At 72.2% G+C, this 16,941-nt stretch carries 18 protein-coding genes; 4 read left to right on the top strand and 14 right to left on the bottom strand.

From position 1 onward, the window contains the following. Positions 1-21: 21 nt before the first annotated feature. The 4 genes from AMK25_RS26425 to AMK25_RS26410 all read right to left on the bottom strand — a co-directional run bounded on the left by AMK25_RS26425 (position 22) and on the right by AMK25_RS26410 (position 3,885). Positions 22-999, bottom strand: a complete 978-nt coding sequence (locus AMK25_RS26425; RefSeq protein ID WP_073831095.1) for an NAD-dependent epimerase/dehydratase family protein — start codon at positions 997-999, stop codon at positions 22-24. A 66-nt stretch (positions 1,000-1,065) separates the two neighbouring features. Continuing rightward, positions 1,066-2,739, bottom strand: coding sequence for a solute symporter family protein (locus tag AMK25_RS26420; RefSeq protein ID WP_073831094.1), 1,674 nt, complete (start codon positions 2,737-2,739; stop codon positions 1,066-1,068). Next, a complete protein-coding gene (locus AMK25_RS26415) occupies positions 2,717-3,085 on the bottom strand; it encodes a DUF485 domain-containing protein (RefSeq protein ID WP_073831093.1) in 369 nt (122 codons plus the stop codon). The genes AMK25_RS26420 and AMK25_RS26415 overlap by 23 nt, the downstream gene beginning before the upstream one ends. A 203-nt stretch (positions 3,086-3,288) precedes the next feature. Next, a complete protein-coding gene (locus tag AMK25_RS26410) occupies positions 3,289-3,885 on the bottom strand; it encodes a flavin reductase family protein (RefSeq protein WP_443189928.1) in 597 nt (198 codons plus the stop codon). On the opposite strand from AMK25_RS26410, the gene AMK25_RS26405 reads away from it, so the two are divergent. Next, a complete protein-coding gene (locus AMK25_RS26405) occupies positions 3,875-4,132 on the top strand; it encodes a hypothetical protein (RefSeq protein ID WP_073831091.1) in 258 nt (85 codons plus the stop codon). The genes AMK25_RS26410 and AMK25_RS26405 overlap by 11 nt on opposite strands. Positions 4,133-4,138: 6 nt before the next feature. On the opposite strand, the gene AMK25_RS26400 is transcribed toward AMK25_RS26405, so the two are convergent. From AMK25_RS26400 to AMK25_RS26390, 3 genes are read right to left on the bottom strand one after another with little or no spacing between them, the layout of a single operon-like run. Beyond that, a complete protein-coding gene (locus AMK25_RS26400; RefSeq protein ID WP_073831090.1) occupies positions 4,139-4,630 on the bottom strand; it encodes an SRPBCC family protein in 492 nt (163 codons plus the stop codon). Further along, positions 4,630-6,318, bottom strand: coding sequence for an ABC transporter permease (locus AMK25_RS26395; RefSeq protein ID WP_073831089.1), 1,689 nt, complete (start codon positions 6,316-6,318; stop codon positions 4,630-4,632). The genes AMK25_RS26400 and AMK25_RS26395 overlap by 1 nt, the downstream gene beginning before the upstream one ends. After that, positions 6,303-7,067, bottom strand: coding sequence for an ABC transporter ATP-binding protein (locus AMK25_RS26390; RefSeq protein ID WP_073831088.1), 765 nt, complete (start codon positions 7,065-7,067; stop codon positions 6,303-6,305). Before AMK25_RS26390 ends, AMK25_RS26395 begins: the two co-directional genes overlap by 16 nt. Positions 7,068-7,218: 151 nt before the next feature. On the opposite strand from AMK25_RS26390, the gene AMK25_RS26385 reads away from it, so the two are divergent. Together AMK25_RS26385 and AMK25_RS32830 are read left to right on the top strand one after the other, a co-directional pair. Continuing rightward, positions 7,219-7,719, top strand: a complete 501-nt coding sequence (locus AMK25_RS26385; RefSeq protein ID WP_073831087.1) for a SigE family RNA polymerase sigma factor — start codon at positions 7,219-7,221, stop codon at positions 7,717-7,719. Continuing rightward, entirely contained in the window at positions 7,712-8,569 is an 858-nt protein-coding gene (locus AMK25_RS32830) for a hypothetical protein (protein ID WP_073831086.1), read from the top strand. The genes AMK25_RS26385 and AMK25_RS32830 overlap by 8 nt, the downstream gene beginning before the upstream one ends. Before the next feature lie 45 nt (positions 8,570-8,614). Here AMK25_RS32830 and AMK25_RS26375 read toward each other — a convergent pair whose 3' ends face one another. Beyond that, on the bottom strand, positions 8,615-10,255 hold the full coding sequence (locus tag AMK25_RS26375) for a sodium/solute symporter (protein ID WP_073831085.1): 1,641 nt from the start codon (positions 10,253-10,255) through the stop codon (positions 8,615-8,617). Continuing rightward, on the bottom strand, positions 10,255-10,605 hold the full coding sequence (locus AMK25_RS26370; protein WP_073831177.1) for a hypothetical protein: 351 nt from the start codon (positions 10,603-10,605) through the stop codon (positions 10,255-10,257). Before AMK25_RS26370 ends, AMK25_RS26375 begins: the two co-directional genes overlap by 1 nt. A 307-nt stretch (positions 10,606-10,912) precedes the next feature. On the opposite strand from AMK25_RS26370, the gene AMK25_RS26365 reads away from it, so the two are divergent. Continuing rightward, complete coding sequence (locus AMK25_RS26365; RefSeq protein ID WP_158070679.1) at positions 10,913-11,464, top strand: Uma2 family endonuclease; 552 nt, start codon at positions 10,913-10,915, stop codon at positions 11,462-11,464. A gap of 22 nt (positions 11,465-11,486) precedes the next feature. On the opposite strand, the gene AMK25_RS26360 is transcribed toward AMK25_RS26365, so the two are convergent. From AMK25_RS26360 to AMK25_RS26340, 5 genes are all read right to left on the bottom strand, one after another. Beyond that, positions 11,487-12,149, bottom strand: a complete 663-nt coding sequence (locus AMK25_RS26360) for a DUF5701 family protein (protein WP_241826496.1) — start codon at positions 12,147-12,149, stop codon at positions 11,487-11,489. Positions 12,150-12,216: 67 nt separating this feature from the next. Next, positions 12,217-12,984, bottom strand: a complete 768-nt coding sequence (locus AMK25_RS26355) for a LytR/AlgR family response regulator transcription factor (protein ID WP_073831082.1) — start codon at positions 12,982-12,984, stop codon at positions 12,217-12,219. Next, a complete protein-coding gene (locus AMK25_RS26350; protein WP_073831081.1) occupies positions 12,981-14,204 on the bottom strand; it encodes a histidine kinase in 1,224 nt (407 codons plus the stop codon). The genes AMK25_RS26355 and AMK25_RS26350 overlap by 4 nt, the downstream gene beginning before the upstream one ends. Positions 14,205-14,237: 33 nt before the next feature. Continuing rightward, positions 14,238-15,746, bottom strand: a complete 1,509-nt coding sequence (locus AMK25_RS26345) for a sugar transferase (RefSeq protein ID WP_073831080.1) — start codon at positions 15,744-15,746, stop codon at positions 14,238-14,240. Positions 15,747-16,071: 325 nt separating this feature from the next. Next, positions 16,072-16,932, bottom strand: a complete 861-nt coding sequence (locus AMK25_RS26340; protein ID WP_073831079.1) for an Fpg/Nei family DNA glycosylase — start codon at positions 16,930-16,932, stop codon at positions 16,072-16,074. Positions 16,933-16,941: the final 9 nt, after the last annotated feature.

The following is a 16,941-nucleotide window of genomic DNA, read 5'->3' as shown; positions in this document are numbered from 1 at the left end:
GTCAGCCGCGTCCGGGCGGGTTCAGTACCCGAGCCGCCCGCGGAAGTACTCGATCGTGCGCCCGAGTCCGTCTTCCGGCGTGACGCTCGGCTCATATCCCAGCAGTTCGCGGGCGAGGGTCAGGTCCGGGCGGCGCATCTCCGGGTCGTCCGAGGCGCGAGTGATGTAGCTCACCTCGGACGTGCTTCCGGTGAGTGACACGATCGTCTCGGCCAGTTGCCGCATCGACATCTCGTGCTCGGTGCCGCAGTTGATCGGCCCGGTCTGCGTCGAGTCGAGCAGCAGCAGGATTCCGCGCACCAGATCGTCGACGTAACAGATCGAGCGGGTCTGGTTGCCGGTGCCGTGCACGGTGATCGGCTCGCCGCGCAGCGCCTGGGAGATGAAGGTCGGGATGGCCCGGCCGTCGTCCGGGCGCATCCGCGGGCCGTACGTGTTGAAGATCCGCACGATCGCGGTGTCGGTGCCCCGGCTGCGGTGGTAGGCCATGGTGGCCGCCTCGGAGAAGCGCTTCGCCTCGTCGTAGACGCTCCGGATGCCGATCGGGTTGACGTTGCCCCAGTACGTCTCCCGCTGCGGGTGCTCCTTCGGGTCGCCGTACGCCTCGGAGGTGGAGGCCATCAGGAACCGCGCGCCGTCGTCGGTGGCCCGCTCCAGCAGCGCCAGCGTGGCCACCGAGCCCACCCGGAGGATCTCCACCGGCAGCTTCTCGAAGTCGGTGGGGCTGGCCGGGGACGCCATGTGCAGGATCGCGTCGAACCGCTCCGTCATCGCCGGGTGGTGCGGCAGGCCGTCGGAGATGTCCGCCTCGACGAGGGTGAAGTTCGGCTTGTCCAGCAGGTGGGCCACGTTCTCCTTGGACCCGGTGACGAAGTTGTCCAGCACCACTACCGTGCAGCCGCGCTCGACGAGCCGGTCGACCAGGTGGGACGGGACGAAACCGGCGCCGCCGGTGACGAGGATGCGGTGTCCGCTACCGAAGCGGGGAGCGACCTTCATGGCGGTCAGCCTATACACGCGAGGCGGGGCCCCCGCGTACGGCAGGGGCCCCGCTCGACGTGCTGATCAGTGCGCGCCGGCTCCGGTGAGCGAGCGCACCTCCAGCTCCGCGTACTTCTCCTCGTCGCTCTCCTTGGACAGGATCGTGCCGAGCCAGCCGCACAGGAAGCCGAACGGGATCGAGATGATGCCCGGGTTCGACAGCGGGAACCAGTGCCAGTCGTGGTCGGGGAACATCGCCGTCGGCGCGCCGGACACGACCGGCGAGAAGAAGACCAGCAGCACGGCGGAGAGCAGGCCGCCGTAGATCGCCCAGACCGCGCCCGAGGTGTTGAACCGCTTCCAGAACAGGCTGTAGAGGATCGCCGGCAGGTTGCCCGACGCGGCCACCGCGAACGCCAGCGCGACCAGGAACGCCACGTTCAGGCTCTGCGCGTAGATCGACAGGACGATCGAGACCGCGCCGATCACCAGCGCGGAGATGCGGGCGACAGTCACCTCCTGCCGTTCCGACGCCTGCCCGTTCTTGACGACGTTGGCATAGAAGTCGTGCGCCAGGCTGGACGACGACGCCAACGTCAACCCGGCGACCACCGCGAGGATCGTGGCGAACGCGACCGCCGCGATGATCGCCAGCAGTGTCGCGCCGCCCAGGTTCCCGCCGAGGAAGTCCACGCCGAGCGCCTCGGCCAGCTGTGGCGCCGCCGTGTTGCCGGCCTTGTCCTGCTCGGTGATCGCCTGCCCGCCGACGATCGCCGCCGCGCCGAAGCCGAGCGCCAGGGTGAGCAGGTAGAACGAGCCGATGATGCCGATCGCCCAGAGCACGCTCTTACGGGCCGCCCGCGCGGTCGGCACGGTGTAGAAGCGGATCAGGATGTGCGGCAGGCCGGCCGTGCCGAGGACCAGCGCGATGCCCAGCGAGAGCAGGTCCATCTTGCTGTAGAACGTCTTCAGCGCGTCGCCGGGTGTCTCCACGCCGTAGCGCAGCCCGGGTTCCAGGAACGCCGCTCCCTTGCCCGAGGCGTCGGCCGCGTCGCCGAGCAGCGAGGACAGGTTGAACTTGTACTTGGCGAGCACCAGCAGCGTCATCACCAGCGCGCCGCCCATCAGCAGGAACGCCTTGACGATCTGCACGTACGTGGTGCCCTTCATGCCGCCGACCGTCACGTAGATGACCATCAGGGCGCCGACCAGGATGATGGTGGCGACCTTGGCGGTGTCGGCGTCCATGCCGAGGAAGGTGGTGCCCGGCTTGATGCCGAGCAGCAGCGCGACGAGCGCGCCGGCGCCGACCATCTGGGCCAGCAGGTAGAAGATCGAAACGGTGATGGTGGAGACCGCCGCCGCGGTCCGGACCGGCCGCTGCCGCATCCGGAACGCCAGTACGTCAGCCATCGTGTACCGGCCGGAGTTGCGCAGCAGTTCGGCCACGAGCAGCAGCGCCACGAGCCAGGCGACCAGGAAGCCGATCGAGTAGAGGAAGCCGTCGTAGCCGTAGAGCGCGATGATGCCGGCGATGCCCAGGAAGGACGCCGCCGACATGTAGTCGCCGCCGATCGCCATGCCGTTCTGGAAACCGGAGAAGGACCGGCCGCCGGCGTAGAAGTCGGTGGCGGTCTTGGTCTGCCGGCTGGCCCAGACGGTGATCGCCAGCGTGATCGCGACGAAGACCAGGAACAGCGTGATGGTGAGGTTCCGGGCGGTGGTGCTGCCCGCCTCAGCCGCGAGGACCGTGTTCATGGGTCACCTCCCCCATCTCGTCGCGGATCCGGTCGGCGACCGGGTCGATCCGGCGGTTGGCGAACCGGGAGTAGAGCCAGGCGATGACGAACGTGGAGACGAACTGGAGCAGGCCGAAGACCAGGGCGACGTTGATGTTGCCGATCAGCTTCGTGCCCATGAATCCCCGCGCGTACGCGGAGAGGATGACGTAGAGCGCGTACCACAGGAAGAACGCGACGGTCATCGGGAAGATGAAGCCGCGCAGCGCGCGCCGCAACCCGGCGAACTCGTCGGACCGCTGGACGGCGAGGTACCGTTCCGCCGCCGACTCGGCGGGGGCGGACGCGGGTGTGTCCGTGGACATCTGTGGATCACCACCTTCGCAGGCGTGGGGGAGTTTCGCGCACGGTAGAGAGCGCGCTCCCCGCCCGGGAAGGCTCCGCCGCCCGGCGGCGAGCGGCTGCGCCGAACGGCGCCCCGGCTGCGCCGAGTGACCCACGTCACTCCGCTAACCGGTCACCCCGACCTCCTCCCACCGCCCCCGGCTCCGCAAGCGACGGCGGTGGGTCAGTCGGTCAGCTCGCGGTAGCGGCCGCGGTAGTGCAGCAGGGGGAGGGTGTCCGCGGGGAGGTCCACCGACTCGATGGTGGCCTCGACAAGCAGGCCCCAGCCGTAATCGCGGGCGGTGTCGAGCCGGCACCCCGCCCACCCGCCGGCGTCCGCCGGCACCGGCCCGTACGGCGTCTCGGTCCAGGCGTCGAGGGCGAACAGACCGCCGGGCGACGGGAACAGGCCGGCGAAGCGGTCGGCGAGCTGCCGGTGGCGCGGGCCCAGCGGGGCGACCGCGAACCGCCCGGCCTCCTCGACCGCGGCCCACAGGTCCGACTCCGGATCGATCAGCCCGAGCAGCCGGTCCGGCTCCCCCTCGGCCACGAGCGTGGACGACACGGTCAGCCCGGCCGGCCCGGGCGCGGTCCAGAGCGTCACCGGGGCGGCCAGCCGGCCGCGCAGCCGTCGTACCGGCGAGCGTTGCCCGGCCGGCGCCGCGAACGGGTCGGTGGAATGGATCTGCGCGCCCGGTTCTGGATTCACGTGAAACATTGTGCCGTCCGCTGCCCGGCGGGGTTCGACGGAACGCCATACCCTGCCGGGCATGAATCTCATCCCTCCGCAGCAGCTCGCCCAGGAACGGGTCGTCGCCGCCGATGCCGTCCTCAGCGGCCAGGTTGACCTGCGTGCCTATCCACACCGGCACCTGCTGATCCGGGCGAACAACACCTGGGGCCGCCGGGCGTTCCAGCCGCTGACGGAGGCGATCGAGCACCTGTCCAACTACGGCTGGGAGCTGGTCACCATGACGAGCGTCGGCGACGGGCACACCGTCTACGCGGCGATGCGCCGTACCGCCTGACGCGGATCAGTCGCCGGCGAGCGACCGGCGGGCGGCGGCCAGCACCTCCGGGTCGGCGCATCCGGCCGCGTACCCGGCGATCCGGCGGCGGATGTCGCGCCCGAGCAGCCACACCCCGATCCGCTCGGCCACCGGGCGCAGGAACGCCGGCCGACAGCGGAAGTTGTACCGCCAGGTCGCGATCGTGGTGCCGGGCTCGGGGCCGGGCGCGAAGCGCCAGCCGCCGCCGAACCGCTCGAAGAACCACGGCCCGCGCACCATCTTCATGCCGACGTTCGTCGGCGGTGACCACGAGACGTACTCGCTGACCATGACCAGGCCGTGCCGGGAGCGGGTGTACGTGCGCACGCCCCGGCCGGGCGCCGTCGCGCCGTCGACGAAGTGCTGCTCGCGGACGAACGGGTCCCAGCGGTAGCGGACCGGCGCGACGGTCTGGGAGACCGCGAACGCCAGCTCCGGGGGGATCGCGACAGTGGTGACCGCCTCGACGACCGGCATCAGCGCCTCGGGGTGACAGTGGCCAGCAGCTCCGGCTGCCGGCGGTCCAGTGTGTCCCCGGCAAGGTACGCGCCGAGCAGCGCCGCGCCCACCCCGTACGCGAGGCCGACCGGCAGGGCCAGCCACAACCACACGTCGCCGAGCAGCGCGGCGGCCACCACGAAAGGCACCGCCGTCATCGCGGAGGCGACCATGGAGACCAGCGTGAGCAGGCCCTTGGTGAACCCCGCGCCGCTGTTCATGGCGAACGGGTTGCTCGACTCGGGCAGCGAGTACGCGCCGAGCACCGACACGAACCCGTTGATCGCCAGCCCGCAGCCGTACGCGGCGGCCAACGCGCCACCCATCACGCCGAGCCATGCGGGACGCCCCAGCACGAACGCCAGCGCGACCGCGATCACGACGAGCATCGGCACCACGTAGATCGAGAACGCGGCCATCCGGGCCCGCAGCTCCACCCGCCCCGGCACCCCGGCGACCAGGTTCGCGGCGTACGAGCTGCCGTCGAAGCCGAACTGGTTGGCGAGCGTCAACGACGCGAGCGCCCCGACAAAGATCATGGAAAGGCTGACCAGCGCCGGTGAGGAATCGCCGCCACCGAGCTCCGCCCCGCCCTCGGTGGTGAACGACACGCCGCCGAGGTTGACCATCACCGGCACGAACACACCGACCACGGCCACGGTGATCAGGTTGGCCCGGCGGCGGGCGTCCCGCCACCAGTAGCGGCACTCGCGGGCGACGAGCGCGCCGAACCGGTCCCGCCGCGCCCAGCCCACCGCGCGGGGGAACAACTGCGCCACCGCGCCGCCGACCACACCGCGCGGCGTCCGCGCCGGGCCGCTGCTCGCGGTGCCCACCATCGCCGACTCCAGCGACCGCGACCACCAGAACAGGAGTACGCCGAGCGTCGCGCCCGCGATCAGCAGCTTCGCGACCGCCGCGCCGGCCCGGCCCTCGGCCACGTCCACGCCGGCCGTCCACGGCGCGCCGAACGGCGTCCAGCCGACCACCCGGGCCACGCCGTCCAGCCGGTCCCAGTCGGTCTGCCGTACCGCGGCGAACACGAGCAGCTGCAACGGCCCGAGCAGAGCGGCCAGGACGGCGAGCAGCACGGCCGCCAGGTCGCGTACCCGGCGGGACCGCAGCATCGTGGCGAACGCGCTGGTCAGCGCGCGGGCCCCGGCCAGGCAGACCAGCAGCCCGGCGACCACGCCGAGCGCGCCGACCAGGGCGGCGGACCAGCCGCCCAGCAGACCGGCGGTGACCACCAGACCGGCCGCGGTGAGCGCCGTCGCCAGCGCGGGCACGCTGACCAGGGCGGCGGCGAGCAGGCCGGTGACCAGGGTGCGGCGGGACAGCGGCAGCAGCGCGAACCGGGCCGGGTCGAGCGTCTCGTCCACGCCGAAGAAGACGAGCGGCAGGAGCAGCCAGCCGAGCGTGAGCAGGCCACCGCCGAAGGCGGCCACCATGAGGGCGTACCGGGGCTCGTCGGCCAGGCCCGGCGTGGCGAGCAGGAAGAACCCGGCGGCGGCGAACCAGAGCCCGAGCAGCAGGCCCAGCACGAACAGCGCGATCCGCCACTTCTGGCCCCGGAAGTTGTTGCCGAGCACCCGCAGCTTGAGCCGGACGAAGTGCCGGGACGAAACGCGCCGGGCCGGCCGCTCGGGAACGGTCACCGGGACAGCCACGACAGCTCCTCGCCGGTGGCGGTCCGGCCGCCCACGACCTCCACGAACACGTCCTCCAGCGACCGGTCGCCGCGCACCTCGGCGAGCGTGCCGACCCGCGTGATCCGGCCCTCGGCCAGGATCGCCACGTGCGAGCAGAGCCGCTCGACCACCTCCATCACGTGGCTGGAGAAGATCACCGTGCCGCCGCCGCTCACGTACCGGTGCAGGATGTCCCGGATCAGCGCGGCCGAGACCGGGTCGACCGCCTCGAACGGCTCGTCCAGCACCAGCAGGCGCGGGCCGTGCAGCAGCGCGCAGGCCAGGCCGATCTTCTTCTTCATGCCGGCCGAGTAGTCGACGACGAGCGTGCGCCCGGCGTCGGAGAGCGCCAGCACGTCGAGCAGCTCCGCCGCCCGCTGGTCGACCACCGCCGGGTCCATGCCCCGCAGCAGACCGTGGTACGCCAGCAGCTCCGCCCCGCTCAGCCGGTCGAAGAGGCGTACGCCGTCCGGCATCACGCCGAGCAGGCTCTTGGCGCGTACCGGGTCGGCCCAGACGTCGTACCCGAGCACCCGCGCCTCACCGGCGTCGGGCCGCAACAGGCCGACGGCCATGGAGAGCGTGGTGGTCTTGCCGGCCCCGTTCGGTCCGAGCAGGCCGTAGAACGAGCCGGTCGGCACGACGAGGTCGACGCCCGCCACCGCGACCTTGGTGTCGAAGCGCTTGGCCAGGCCACGAAGGGAGAGCGCCGGGTGCTGGTCGGTCATGGTCCGACCGTATCGGTCCCCGCCCAACGGCTGCTCGGACGGCAGGATGATCTCGCCTCATCCCTGAGAGGTACGAGTCGGATCGCCGACGGCGTGCAACCGGCGACCACGACGGGGGGTGTCAGGCGTACGAACGGCAGCGGGGAGAGAGATGGATCCGGACAGTGGGTTCGAGGAGTTCTACCGGAACAGCAGACAACGCGTGGTGACAGTGCTGTACGCGCTCGGCGGTGACCGGAACGAGGCCCAGGACGCCGCCCAGGAGGCGTACGCGCGGGCTTGGCAGCGCTGGTCCCAGGTCGGCACGTACGACGACCCGGAGGCGTGGGTGCGCACCGTCGGGCACCGTCTGCTGGTCAACCGGTGGCGGAAGGTCCGTAACAGCGTCGTCGCCTACCGGCGGCACGGGCCGCCACCTCCCGTCAAGCCACCCTCCGAGAACACGGTCGCGCTGGTCAGCGCGTTGCGGCAGTTGTCGGCTGACCAGCGGCAGGCGATCGTCCTCTACCACCTGGCCGACCTGTCGGTCGCGGAGATCGCGGCGCAGATCGGCGTGCCGAGCGGCACCGTCAAGGCCCGCCTCGCCCGGGGCCGTAAGGCCCTCGCCGCCCTGCTCGACGTGAACTTCCCGGAGGAGGTCCGCAATGCCTGACCCGATCTTTTCCGACCTCTATCAGGACACCGAGCACCTCATCTGGGCGCCCACCGAGCAGGTGCGCCGCCGGGGACGGCAGCGCGCCCGGCGTACCCAGGTCGCCGCCGGCCTGGCCGCCGCGGTCGCCGTCGCGGTCGTGGCGACCGGGGTGGTGCTGGCCCGTCCGGACGCCGCACCGCCACCGGTGCCCCCGGCGACAGTCGAACCGATCACGCCGACGTCGGTGCCCACGCCGAGTTCCACGCCGTCGGCCGAGCCGTCGGCGAGCGGGACGTCGACGCCGAGTCGCACCGCGGGAGAGCCGGCCGCCAGCATCGGCGGCGGGCCGACCAGCCGTACGCCGAGCCGGACGATTCCGGCGGCGGCGACGCTCCAGCTCGCCGACCTGCCGACGGGCTTCACGATGCAGACGGGAAAGGTGGACGGTGACTGGTCCCTGGAGTTCATGAGCTCCCGCTGCGTGAACGAGTCGCCGTCGCTGTCCGACAGGGAGGTGGCCACCCGGTCGGTGGCGTTCAACTCACCCAGCGACTGGATCGTCCAGCGGGTGACCCGGCACTCGGGCGCCTCCGCCACCACAGTGATGAAGAATCTCCGCAAGTTGGTAACGGGCTGCGAGATGGAACAGCCGGACGACTCGCTGTCGATCATGGCTGAGTCGCTCGGCGGCGACGACGGGGTGCTGGTGGGCAGCGACGTCGGGGGGAGGCCCGGCCGCTGGCTCGTCGTCCGGCAGGGCGATCTGGTGGCTCAGCTCCGCCTCGACTCCCAGACCACGCCCACCGAGGCCCGCCGTACCGCCCGGTCGGTGGCGAACCGGCTGTGTGCCGGCACGGACACCTGCTGACGGGTGCTCGGGTGTGAGGCGGGGCCGAGCGAGCGGGGCCCCGCCTCACAGGCGCAGCGACTCCGGGGTGTGCAGGCGGAGCATGGTGGCGCGGACGTCACGCGGGAGCCGCCGCCGGCTGGCCATGGAGACCACCACCATCACGGTGAACGCCAGCGGCACAGTCCACGCGGCCGGCTGCGTGGTCAGCGTCGCCGGCCAGCCGGTCAGCGGCGGGCCCAGCACGGTGAGCAGGACCGCGCCGACCGCCGCGCCGCCGCCGACCAGCACCCCGGCGGCGGCGCCCAGGTCGGTCAGGCCGCGCCACCAGATGCCGAGCACCAGCAGCGGGCAGAAGCTCGACGCGGCCACCGCGAACGCCAGCCCCACCACCTGCGACACGTCGAGCCCGGAGACGTTCAGGGAGAGCACCGCGGGCACCCCGCCGGCGATCACCGTGGCGATCCGGAAGCCGCGTACCGAGCCGCGGCCCAGCACGTCCGTGGAGATCACCCCGGCCACGCTGGTGAGCAGGCCGGACGAGGTGGACAGGAACGCCGCGAACGCGCCTGCGGCGACAAGCGCGGCGAGCAGCCGGCCGGTGGTGCCGTCGCCTAGAGCCGCCCCGGGCAGCAGCACCACCACCGCGTCGGTCTGACCGCTGACCAGCAGTTGTGGCGTGTAGATGCGGCCCAGCACGCCGTAGACGGTCGGCAGCAGATAGAAGACGCCGACGAGCGCCAGCACCACCAGGGTGGTGCGGCGGGCGGCGGCGCCGTCGGGGTTGGTGTAGAAGCGGACCAGCACGTGCGGCAGGCCCATGGTGCCGAGGAACGTGGCCAGGATCAGCGAGTACGTGGCGAACAGCCCTCTGTCGTTCTCGCCCGCGGTGTCCGGCAGCAGCCACTCGGTGGGGCCGGTCGCCGCGCCGGACACCTCCGGCACCGGGTCACCGGCGGCGAACTCCAGGCGGTCGCCGGGGCGTACCTCCCGGATGTCGCCGTCGGGCAGGGTGAGCGTCGCGCGGTGCTCGACCACGACTGTGGTCGCGGTCCGGAACGTCGGCCCGTCGGGCGGGGTCACCGCCGGGCGGGCGTCGGCCTGCCACTGCAACGCCAGGAAGATCGCGGGTACGGCGAGCGCGGTGAGCTTCAGCCAGTACTGGAACGCCTGCACGAAGGTGATCGCCCGCATGCCGCCCAGCGCCACGTTCGCGGTGACCACCACGGCGACCAGCAGCGCGCCGAGCGGGTACGGCGAGCCGGTCAGCGTGGCCAGGGTCAGCCCGGCGCCCTGCAACTGCGGCACCAGGTAGAGCCAGCCGATGAAGATCACGAAGACGGTGGCGAGCGTCCGCAGCCGCCGCGAGCCGAGCCGCACCTCGCAGAAGTCGGGCAGCGTGAACGCGCCGGAGCGGCGTAGCGGCGCGGCCACGAACAGCAGCAGCGCGAGATATCCGGCGGCGAAGCCGACCGGGTACCAGAGCACGTCCACGCCGTACTTGAGGATCAGCCCGGCGACGCCCAGGAAGCTCGCGGCCGACAGGTACTCGCCGCCGATCGCGGCGGCGTTCCAGGTCGGGCTGACCGCCCGGGACGCGACCAGGAAGTCCGAGGTGGTCCGGGCCAGCCGCAACCCGTAGAAGCCGATGCCGACGGTGACCAGCGTGACGGCGACGATCGCCGGGACCACGTACCCGTTGGACATCAGCGTTCCGGCCGTCGGATCAGGTCGACGAAGTCCTGCTCGTTGCGTTCGGCCAGCCGCACGTACGCCCAGCCGACCACGATCAGGAACGGGAAGGAGACCACGCCGAGCAGCAGCCACGGCAGGTTGACCCCGAGCACCGTGATCCGGCCGACCGAGGGCGCGATGGCGAACAGCCACGGCAGGCCGCCGAGCCCGATCATCACCAGCAGGCTGAGCCGCAGCGCGAGCGAGAGCTGGGCCCGCATCAGTCCCTGCACCAGCGTCTCGCCGACCGGGGTCTGCTGGGTGAGTTCGGAGCGGGTGCGATCGGCCGGGCTGCCGGCCCGGGAGACCTCGGCCAGCACGATCCGGGTCCGCTTCGGCGTGCGGGCCGGCTGCGGGCTGTCCGGCTGCCGGGGGACGGGCGGCGACGACGCGCGCGGACCGGGAACCGGGACGGCCTCGACGGGCCGCCCCGGTGGATGCTGTTCCTCGGCTCCGGTCACCCCCGGCAGTCTCGCCCGCTGAGCCGAATTGTCAAGAGCGCGCCGTTGCGCCCTGTGCACAACCTGTGGATAACGCCTCACGCCTGTGGAAAACCCGGTGGACGGCGCGGAGTCGTTGTGGACAACCGAACGGGGTGTCAGGGTGAGCCGATAGAGAGGAGGTGTGACAGTGACCAGCCCGGCACGGCCCGGCACCGGCGACGTCTGGACGGTGGACGACCTCCAGGACCTCCCCGAGGACGGCCAGGACTACGAGATCTTCGACGGGAGCCTGCTCGTGTCCCCACACGCCGACGTCCGGCACGGCGCGATCGCCAACCGTCTCCGCCGGCTCCTCGACCGGCAGGCTCCACCCGGTCTGCTCGTCGGGCAGGACGTCGGCGTCAGCGCGAAGCGCTCCTCCTACTTCGTGCCGGACGTCTTCGTCGCTCGCGAGGAGGCCCTGGAGCGTGGCGGCCCGGCCCTCGCCCCGGCCGACGTGCTGCTCGTGGCCGAGGTCGTCTCGCCCGGCAACGCCGGTCGTGACCTGGTCCTCAAACGCCACGAGTACGGCGTGGCCGGCATCGCGCGTTACTGGCTCGTCGAGCCGCGCAAGGAGACCCTGACGGTGCTGGAGAACGTCGACGGCCGCTACCGCGAGGCCGCGGTGCTGTCGACGGCCGACGTGTACCGCGCCGACCAGCCGTTCGCGCTCGTCCTGCCGGTCGCCGAGATCTTCTGAGCGCCCTGCTCCAGCCCCGGCGTCAGCCGAGTCCCACCCGTACCGGGTTCGCTGTCGCCGAGCCCAGCCAGGTGTGCGGGTTGCCGAACCAGCACCAGCCGAGCTTCGGCGCGCCCTGACTGATCCACAGCGCCGGCACCCGCCGGTCGCCGCAGCGCGAGCCCACGAGGGAGAAGCACCTGTTGCTCGCCAGCGCCTCCGGGTACAGCGTGACGAACGCCAGGCCCTCGTCGATGGTGATCGGCAGCCGGTCCTTCGCGGTCATGTCCTCCAGCGCGGCCGACGGCGCCACGTTGCGGTACTCCTCGCCCCGGTCCACGTCGAAGAGCAGGTACGCGGGGCCGGGCGGCACCTCCAGCTCCTTGATCGGGTGGAACGCCGGCAGGTCGTCGGCGGGGAAGTTCCGGTCGAGGACGCCGGGCTTGCGCTTGCCGGCGAGCGTGGTGAGCGCGATCCGTTCCGGCACCGGCACCAGTTCCCGCGTGGTCACCAGCAGGAACGGCACCCGTCCCTCGGTGGGGCCGCTCAACCCGGCCGCCCCGGTGAGCGCGGCGTCGCGCAGCGGGGTGAGCTGGGCGCGGAACGCCTCCTCGGTCTGCCCGGCGAGCGCCGGATAGCCGAGCAGGACGAGGCGGTCGAGCTGGCTGTCGAATTCTGCGGCGGCGTCGAAGCGGTCGTCGGACATGTGGTCCTCCACCCTGTCGTACGGTCTGCCGTACATTGTACGTCAGCCCTGCCGGGCGGCCCGTCCCTCAGCGACTCCAGTCCTGCTTCGCCGCGCGTACCAGCTTGTCCTTCAGCTCCCGGGTGTGCCGCCGGCTGACCGGCAGCTCGGAGCCGTCGATCACCACCACGTAGCCGGAGTTCACCAGCCGCAGCTCCGCGATGAGCCGCAACTGCACCAGGTAGGAGCGGTGGATGCGGACGAACCCGGCGTCGGCCCAGCGCTCGGCGAGCGTCGCAAGCGAGACCCGGACCAGATGCGACCCCTCCGCCGTGTGCAGGCGCGCGTAGTCCCCCTGCGCCTCCACCCACCGCACCGCCGAACGGGGCAGCATCCGGGTGGTGCCGGCCAGCTCGATCGGGATGGTCGGGTCCTCCTCCGCCCGCGCCAGCGCGGCCGGGTGTGACGGCACCACCCGGGCGCCGATCACCCGGCGCAGCGACTCGGCCAGCCGCTCGGCGCGTACCGGCTTGCGGACGTAGTCGGTGGCGCCCAGGTCGAACGCGTCCACCGCGCCGTCGTCGTACGCGGTGACGAACACGATCGCCGGGGGCCGGGCGAACCGGCGCAGCACCCGTGCCAGCTCCATGCCGTCCAGCCCCGGCATCCGGATGTCGAGGAACACCACGTCCACGTCGTCGTCCCGGAGCACCCGCAGCGCCTCGGTCGCGTCCCCCGCCGTGTGCAGCCGGGCCACCCGGGGATCGGCGCGCAGGTGGTACGCCAGCTCGTCCAGCGCGGGCGGCTCGTCGTCCACCGCCAGCACACGCAGGAACCCGGTACCGGGCGTGGTCACGAGGAAACCCGTACGCCGGGGTGGAACTTCGGCACCCGCATGCTCACCTTCGTACCCGAGCCGAGGCCGGTCTCGACGACCAGGCCGAACCCGTCCCCGAAGGCCGACCGGAGCCGTTCGTCGACGTTCGAGAGGCCGACGTGCTGCCCCGGGTCGTCGGCCGGGTCGCTGCCCGCCCCGGAGACCTCGGCGATCCCGGCGGTCAGCGTCGTCGGATCCATCCCCACCCCGTCGTCCTCCACCGTGATGTGACACTCCGCGCCCGCGTCCCGGGCCTCGATGCTCACCATGCCGGTGCCCGGCTTGCGCGACAACCCGTGGCGGACCGCGTTCTCCACGAGCGGCTGCAGGCAGAGGAACGGCAGCGTCACCGGCAGCACCTCGGGGGCGATCTGAAGACGCACCTGGAGCCGCTCACCGAACCGCGCCCGCTCGATGGTCAGGTAGCGGTCGATCGAGCGCAGCTCCTCGGCGAGCGTGGTGAACTCGCCGTGCGCCCGGAACGAGTAGCGCGTGAACTCGGCGAACTCCAGGATCAACTCCCGGGCCCGCTCCGGGTCGGTACGCACGAACGAACCGATCGCGGTGAGCGCGTTGTAGATGAAGTGCGGGCTGATCTGGGCGCGCAACGCGCGCACCTCGGCCCGGGCGAGCCGCTCCCGCGACGACTCCAGCTCGGCGAGGGCGAGCTGGTCACCCGCCCAGTGCGCGGTCTCCAGCGTGGCCTGCACCAGACCCGGGGCCGGCCGCTCGCCGGCCACCGCCACCAGCGCGCCGACCACCCGGCCGTCCGCGCGCAGCGGCGCCACCACCGCGCCGCGGACCGGGCAGTCGACCAGGTCGCAGCGCAGCTCCGACTCGCCCAGCACTGTGGAGCGCCCGCTGCCGACCGCGCGCCGGGCCGCCGCGACCAGCTGGTCACCGTGGTGCGCGCCCTGCCCGTCCACGGCGAGCAGCGTGTCCCGGTCCGTCAGCGCCAGCCCGGCCGCGCCCACCAGGGCCCGCAGATGGCGTACGGCCTTCGCCGCGTCCGCGGCGGTCAGCCCGGCGCGCAGCGGCTCGGCGGCGAGCCCGGCGGTGTGCAGCACCTCGTACGTGGCCCGCTGCGTCGCCGTGGCGATGCCCCGCCGCCCACGCAGCCGCAGTACCGCCCAGAGCGCCGCGGCCAACGCGGTGACGAGCGAGACCACGGCGAAGACGGCGGAGAGGTTGCCACCCACGCAGCGATCCTGCCGGGTGCCGTGCCCTCGGCGCTAGTACGCGCCCTTGCGGGCCAGCACCACGCCCACTGTGCGCCACAGGATGCTCAGGTCGTACGCCAGCGACCAGTTGTCGACGTAGTAGAGGTCGAGCCGGACCGCCTCGTCCCAGGACAGGTCGGAGCGGCCGGACACCTGCCACAGCCCGGTCATGCCCGGCCGAACCAGCAGCCGGCGCCGGACGTCGCCCAGGAAGTCGCCGTCGTCGGCGGGCAGCGGGCGCGGGCCGACGAGTGACATCTCGCCCCACAGCACGTTGATCAACTGGGGTAGCTCGTCCAGCGACGTGGCCCGCAGGAAGCGGCCCACCGGGAAGACCCGGGGGTCCTGCTTCATCTTGAACAGCATGCCGTCGGTCTCGTTCCGGTCGACCAGACCGGCCAGCCGCTCCTCGGCGTCCACGTACATGGTCCGGAACTTCCAGACCCGGAACGTCCGCCCCTCGTGCCCGACGCGGGGCTGGCGGAAGAAGACCGGCCCGGGGTCGGAGATCCGGATGGCCAGGGCGATGGCGGTGAAGAGTGGGACCAGCATCAGCAGGCCCAGCCCGGCGGCGACCCGGTCCATCAGATTCTTGACCAGCAGCGCCGGCCCGGACAGGGTCGGCTCCTCGACGTGCAGCAGCGGCAGGCCCTCGATCGGGCGGATGTGCACCCGCGGGCCGGCGATGTCGGTGAGCTGGGGCGCGACCACCAGGTCGACGCCGGAGCCCTCCAGCTGCCAGGCCAGCCGGCGCAGCTCGCCCGGCTCGGCGCTGGCCGAGCCGCAGACCGCGATGGTGTCGCCGCCGACCTCACGCACCAGCGCGAGCACGTCGCGGCCCGCGTACACCGGCACCGGGGTCTCCAGGCCGCGGGCGGCGGCGTACCCGTCGGTGAGGTGGATGGCCACCGGCACCAGGCCGACGGACGGGTGCCGGGTGACTGTGGTGTAGACCTCCAAGCACTCCGGCAGCGTGCCGACGAGCACCATCCGGTGCCCGGCGTGCCCGAACCGGCGGCGCAGTCCGTGCAGGGCGGCCCGGGCGATCATGCGGCCGAGCAGGATCAGCAGCATTGCGCCGAGCAGCGCGAAGCCGACAGTCCACCGGGACAGGGAGTAGGTCTTCGTGGCGAAGGCGATGAACGAGACCGCCGCCGCCACCGCCACGCCGGCCCGGATCACCCGCTTGAACTCGTCCGGGCCGAGCCCCAGGTAGCGCCGGTCGTAGGCCCGGTTACCCCACAGGAAGAGCAGCCAGCCGAGCGGCAGGAGCACAAACGCCACGGTGTAGAACCAGGCTTGCGGCGAGTTGCGGAAGCCCGAGTCGGCCTGCTCGAAGATCTGCACGGCCAGGAAGCTGGCCAGAGCCGCCGCGCCGAAGTCGAGCAGCAGCAGGAACAGGATGTAGGGCCGGTGCCACCGGGAGACCCGGCGCCGAGCGCGGGCCCACGCCGACCGGGGTACGCCGTTGTGCGACGGCGGAGTCGGCGGCTGGATCTCAAAGCTGTCGACGTGCCGCACGCTCTTGCTCCGGCCTCTGTCGGTTACCGGGCGCTGGAGGCTTGTCGTCACCTCAACCCATGTCCTCCCGCATGACCCGCACCCTCACTCGCCGTAAGGACCCGGGTCGCTCACCGTCCCAGTCTCCCACGCGGGCCCGACCCGGACCGACCCCCGCGAAGAAGCCGTGCCGCTGGTGCTCGGTGAGATCTGGCCGGCTCCGAATCAGTTGTGAAGCCGGGGACCGAGCCACTATACCGATGGATGACCACTCGGGTAGAGGGGCGGACCGGGACCTTCGGCGATCCCGGGCCGATTCCGCTCAGTAATCACCGGGTGTCGTCACTCACCGTACGAGACGGGACAACCTTCGGTCAGCCAGCGGCTTCCCGCCCGTCTGGCAGGTGGGGCAGTACTGCAGGCTCGAATCGGCGAACGAGACCTCCCGCACCGTGTCGCCACACACCGGACACGGAAGGCCCTTACGGGCGTGCACCTTGAGGCCCGAGCGCTTCTCGCCCTTCAGCTCCGCCGCCCGCTGCCCCATCGATCGGCGTACCGCGTCGCCGAGGACGGTCCGGGTGGCCGCGTGCAGACCGGCGAGCTGGTCGTCGGTGAGCCGGTCGGTGATCGCGAACGGCGACAGCCGCGCCGCGTGCAGGATCTCGTCGGAGTACGCGTTACCCACCCCGGCGAGCACCGACTGGTCGGTCAGCACGCCCTTGACCTGGCCCCGGCGGCTGCGCAGCCGCTCGGCGAAGGTCGGCAGGTCCGCCTCCAGCGCGTCCGGCCCCAGCTTCGCCACGCCCGGCACCAGCGCCGGGTCGGTGACCAGATAGGCGGCCAGTTTCTTCTGGGTGCCCGCCTCGGTCAGGTCGAAGCCGGAGCCGTCGCCGAGGCGTACCCGCACCGCGATCGGGCCCTTGCCGGGCCGCAGCGGGGTCGCCGACGGGAACGCCTCCCGGTAGTGCAGCCAGCCCGCCCGGGCCAGGTGGACCACCAGGTGCAGTCCCTCGTCGAACCGGACATCGAGGAACTTGCCGTACCGGCCGGCGCCGGTGACCGTGCGGCCGGCGACAGTGCTCGGCGGCGGATCGTACGTCTTCAGCGCGCTGATCGCGGCGACCTCGAACCGCTCGACGCGGCGGCCCACCGCACGCTCGCGCAGGTAACCGGCGAGCGCTTCCACCTCCGGAAGTTCGGGCACCGTTCAACG

Source organism: Micromonospora sp. TSRI0369 (genome assembly GCF_001905625.1).
In the GTDB taxonomy this organism is placed as follows: Bacteria; Actinomycetota; Actinomycetes; order Mycobacteriales; family Micromonosporaceae; genus Micromonospora; species Micromonospora echinospora_A.
Note: the sequence above shows the minus strand (reverse complement) of the source record. Positions and strands in the feature narration are given on the sequence as shown.